Origin of the sequence: Acidiphilium sp. (genome assembly GCF_049977125.1) — a bacterium.
Classification (GTDB): Bacteria; Pseudomonadota; Alphaproteobacteria; order Acetobacterales; family Acetobacteraceae; genus Acidiphilium.
In genome coordinates, this window is sequence record NZ_JBMFGY010000039.1 from 15,642 (window position 1) to 19,422 (window position 3,781).

A 3,781-nucleotide genomic window follows, 5' to 3' on the forward strand; every position below is an offset into this window, starting at 1 on the left:
TCGCCCAGGCCGCGCCGCGCGAGCGCGATCGCCGCCGTCATATACTCCGCATCGGTCATTCTCGTTTGATGCTCCGCATCGGTCATTCTTGTTTGATGCTCCGCATCGGGCATTCCCGTTTGATGCTCCGCATCGGGCATTCCCGCTTGATGCTCCGCATCGGTCATTCAGGCTTGTCCATGGTGCCGAGAAACGCCTTGAAATCCTGGGCCTCCCGGAAATCGCGATAGACCGAGGCAAAGCGCACATAGGCCACCGCATCGACCTCCTTGAGCGTATCCATCACCAGCTCGCCGATCTCGTGCGAGACAATCTCCGCCTCGCCGGAGGCTTCCAGCTTGCGCACGATGCCATTGACGATCCGCTCGATCCGCTCATCGTCGATCGGCCGCTTGCGCAACGCGATCCGCACCGAGCGCGCCAGCTTGTCCCGGTCGAACGCCACCCGGCGCTGATCCGCCTTGACCACCACCAGCTCACGCAGTTGCACCCGCTCGATCGTGGTGAAGCGCTGGCTGCATTGCGGGCAGAACCGCCGCCGGCGGATCGCGCTGCCATCCTCGGTCGGGCGGCTGTCCTTAACCTGCGTGTCAGCCTCGCCGCAGAACGGGCAGCGCATCGCTCCTTACCGATAGATCGGAAAGCGCTTGCACAATTCGAGCACTTTTGCCCCCACCGCCGCCTCGACCGCGTCGTTCGTACCGTCATTCGAGGTCGACAGCCCATCGAGCACCTCGACGATATACTGCCCCACCAGCCGGAACTCCGCCGTCCCGAAGCCGCGCGTCGTCGCCGCCGGCGTGCCGAGCCGGATGCCGGACGTCACCGCCGGCTTCGCCGGATCGAACGGAATGGCGTTCTTGTTCGCCGTCATATGCGCCCGTTCCAGCGAGGCTTCGGCCGCCTTGCCGGTGACGTTTTTCGGCCGCAGATCGACCAGCATCAAATGCGAATCGGTGCCGCCGGTGACGATATCGACGCCGCCATCCACCAGAGTCGCGGCCAGAACCTTGGCATTTTCCGCGAGCGCCTTCTGGTAGGCGCGAAACTCCGGCCGCAGCGCCTCGCCGAACGCCACCGCCTTCGCCGCGATCACATGCATCAGCGGCCCGCCCTGCAAGCCGGGAAACACCGCCGAATTGAACTTCTTGCCGAGGTCGAGGTCGTTACTCAGAATCATCCCGCCGCGCGGCCCGCGCAGCGTCTTGTGAGTCGTTGTGGTGACGACATGCGCATGCGGCAGCGGCGAGGGGAAAATTCCGGCCGCGACCAGCCCGGCGAAATGCGCCATGTCAACCATGAAATAAGCGCCCACCTCATCGGCAATCCGGCGGATGCGCGGGAAATCGATGAAGCGCGGATAGGCCGAACCACCCGCGATGATCAGGCGCGGCTTGTGCGCGCGGGCCAGGCTTTCCAGCTCCTCGTAGTCGAGCACGCCATCCTCGCGCCGCACGCCGTATTGCACCGGCTTGAACCATTTGCCGGACAGGTTCGGCGCCGCGCCATGCGTCAGATGTCCGCCGGCCGCGAGCGACATGCCGAGAATGGTGTCGCCCGCATTCAGCAACGCCAGAAACACCGCCTGATTGGCCTGCGAACCCGAATTCGGCTGCACATTGGCATAGGCGCAGGAAAACAATTGTTTCGCCCGCTCGATCGCCAGGAGTTCCGCAATATCGACCGCCGCGCACCCGCCGTAATAGCGCTTGCCGGGGTAGCCTTCGGCGTATTTATTGGTCAACACCGATCCCTGCGCTTCCAGCACCGCGCGCGAGACGATGTTTTCCGAGGCGATCAGCTCGATGCCGTCCTGCTCGCGCGCGAGTTCCCGCGCGATCGCGGCGGCGATTTCGGGGTCGGTTTCCGCGAGGGCGGCATTGAAAAACCGGTCCATACTGGTGATCGGGCTCTGCTGGTTCATCGTGCCGGCTCCGGGTTGAGTTTCGCGAGCCGCAGATCGTGCCGCCCACCTTGGTAATCGGTTGAGAGAAACGCGTGCAACGCATCGAGCGCCACGACCTCGCCGGTGGTCCGCGCGCCGAGGGCCAGCATGTTGGCATTATTGTGCAAACGCGACAATTTCGCCTCGGTCGCGTCATGCGCCTGGGCGCACCGCACCCCGGCATGCCGGTTGGCGGCAATCGCCATGCCGATGCCCGAACCGCAGACCAGCAGACCAAATTGCGCCGCACCCGCTTCGAGCTGCGCGCTCACCGCATGGGCGATATCAGGATAATCGACGCTCGCCGGCGAGTTGGTACCGCAATCGATCACCGACCAGCCGGCATCGCGCGCGGCCTGGGCCAGAGTGTCCTTCAGGGCAAAGCCGGCGTGATCAGCGCCGACGACCAGGGTTTTCGTGCTCATCCCCGCGCTTTAGCACGCCACCCCCACACGCGAAACCTGTCTCATCCGACGATCGCGTATGATCGGGGCGACGGACCTGGCGCGGGCAGGAAGGGAAGGGTAGGGCTTCTTTTTTGTAAAAAAGAAGCAAAAAATTTTCATTTATTTTGGTCTGTGCGGGTGAAACCGCCCGTGGCCCAGAGGAACAGAAGTTTTTTGCTTCTTTTTTACAAAAAAGAAGCCTTCCCCTTACTTCCGGAAGCAACCCAACATCATCGGCGCACCGAAGCCGTGATCGCCCCGCACCAACGCAGCATCACCCCCATCAAAACCCGCCAAACCTTGCGCATTGCCCGGCTTCGCGCGATGTCGGCATCAGGTTCAGCGTTCAGGAGCACGAGCATGATCACCGGCAGTTTCCCCACCACCCGTCTGCGGCGCAACCGCTTCGATCCCTGGACCCGCCGGATGGTTGCCGAAACCACGCTCTCGGTCGATCATCTGATCTGGCCGATCTTCATCCGCGCTGGCGAGGGCGAGCCGACGCCGGTGAGCACGATGCCCGGTGTCGTCCGCGTCGGGCTCGACCGTCTGGCCGCCCATGTCGAAGAGGCAGCCCGGCTCGGCATCCCCGCCATCGCTTTGTTCCCCGCAACGCCGCCCGACCTCAAGACCGCCGAGGGCACCGAAGCGCTCAATCCGGACAATCTGATCTGCCAGGCCGCGCGACTTCTGAAAGCCGAATTCCCCGATCTCGGCCTGATCGGCGATGTCGCGCTCGACCCCTATACCGATCACGGGCACGACGGCGTGCTGCGCGACGGCTATGTCGCCAACGACGAATCGGTCGATATTCTGGAACGCCAGGCGGTCAACCAGGCCCTCGCCGGCATCGACATCATCGCCCCCTCGGACATGATGGACGGGCGGATCGGCAGCATCCGCGCCGCACTCGACGCCGAAGGCCTGATCCACACCCGCATCATGAGCTACGCCGCGAAATACGCCTCGGCCTTCTACGGTCCGTTCCGCGAGGCGCTCGGTTCCAATGCCGCCCTGAAAGGCGACAAGAAAACCTACCAGATGAACCCCGCCAATTCCGACGAGGCGCTGCGCGAGGTCGCGATGGATCTCGATGAAGGGGCCGACATGGTCATGGTCAAGCCCGGCATGCCCTATCTCGACATCGTCCGCCGGGTCCACGACACATTCCACGTCCCCACCTTCGCCTATCAGGTGTCCGGTGAATACGCGATGCTGGCTTCGGCGATGGAACGGGGATTGATCGACCGTGAACGCGGCATCCTTGAAACCCTGCTTGGCTTTCGCCGGGCCGGCGCCTCAGGCGTGCTGACCTATTTCGCGGTCGAGGCGGCGCAGCTGCTCAAGCGATAGAGCGATATGCGATTAAGTTGACGCAGCAGCGGCAACA

Annotated in this window: 4 protein-coding genes; 1 reads left to right on the plus strand and 3 read right to left on the minus strand. The window is 63.6% G+C overall.

Features of this window, described 5'->3' with window-relative positions; all coding sequences use genetic code 11:
* Positions 1-163: 163 nt before the first annotated feature.
* Genes nrdR through rpiB form a run of 3 tightly spaced genes read right to left on the minus strand, consistent with a single transcriptional unit; the run spans position 164 to position 2,370 of the window.
* Complete coding sequence (gene nrdR, locus ACP5E6_RS08385) at positions 164-619, minus strand: transcriptional regulator NrdR (RefSeq protein WP_427953736.1); 456 nt, start codon at positions 617-619, stop codon at positions 164-166.
* A gap of 6 nt (positions 620-625) precedes the next feature.
* Positions 626-1,924 carry a serine hydroxymethyltransferase gene (gene glyA / locus ACP5E6_RS08390; RefSeq protein WP_427953738.1) on the minus strand — a complete coding sequence of 433 codons (1,299 nt, stop codon included), beginning with the start codon at positions 1,922-1,924 and terminating at the stop codon, positions 626-628.
* On the minus strand, positions 1,921-2,370 hold the full coding sequence (rpiB, locus tag ACP5E6_RS08395) for a ribose 5-phosphate isomerase B (RefSeq protein WP_427953740.1): 450 nt from the start codon (positions 2,368-2,370) through the stop codon (positions 1,921-1,923). The genes glyA and rpiB overlap by 4 nt, the downstream gene beginning before the upstream one ends.
* A 381-nt stretch (positions 2,371-2,751) precedes the next feature.
* On the opposite strand from rpiB, the gene hemB reads away from it, so the two are divergent.
* A complete protein-coding gene (gene hemB, locus ACP5E6_RS08400) occupies positions 2,752-3,744 on the plus strand; it encodes a porphobilinogen synthase (protein WP_427953742.1) in 993 nt (330 codons plus the stop codon).
* Positions 3,745-3,781 lie beyond the last annotated feature (37 nt).

Excerpts from the sequence above, each read along its gene's own strand:
- nrdR (WP_427953736.1), bottom strand. The coding sequence starts at position 619 with ATGCGCTGCCCGTTCTGCGGCGAGGCTGACACGCAGGTTAAGGACAGC.
- glyA (WP_427953738.1), bottom strand. The coding sequence starts at position 1,924 with ATGAACCAGCAGAGCCCGATCACCAGTATGGACCGGTTTTTCAATGCC.
- rpiB (WP_427953740.1), bottom strand. The coding sequence starts at position 2,370 with ATGAGCACGAAAACCCTGGTCGTCGGCGCTGATCACGCCGGCTTTGCC.
- hemB (WP_427953742.1), top strand. The coding sequence starts at position 2,752 with ATGATCACCGGCAGTTTCCCCACCACCCGTCTGCGGCGCAACCGCTTC.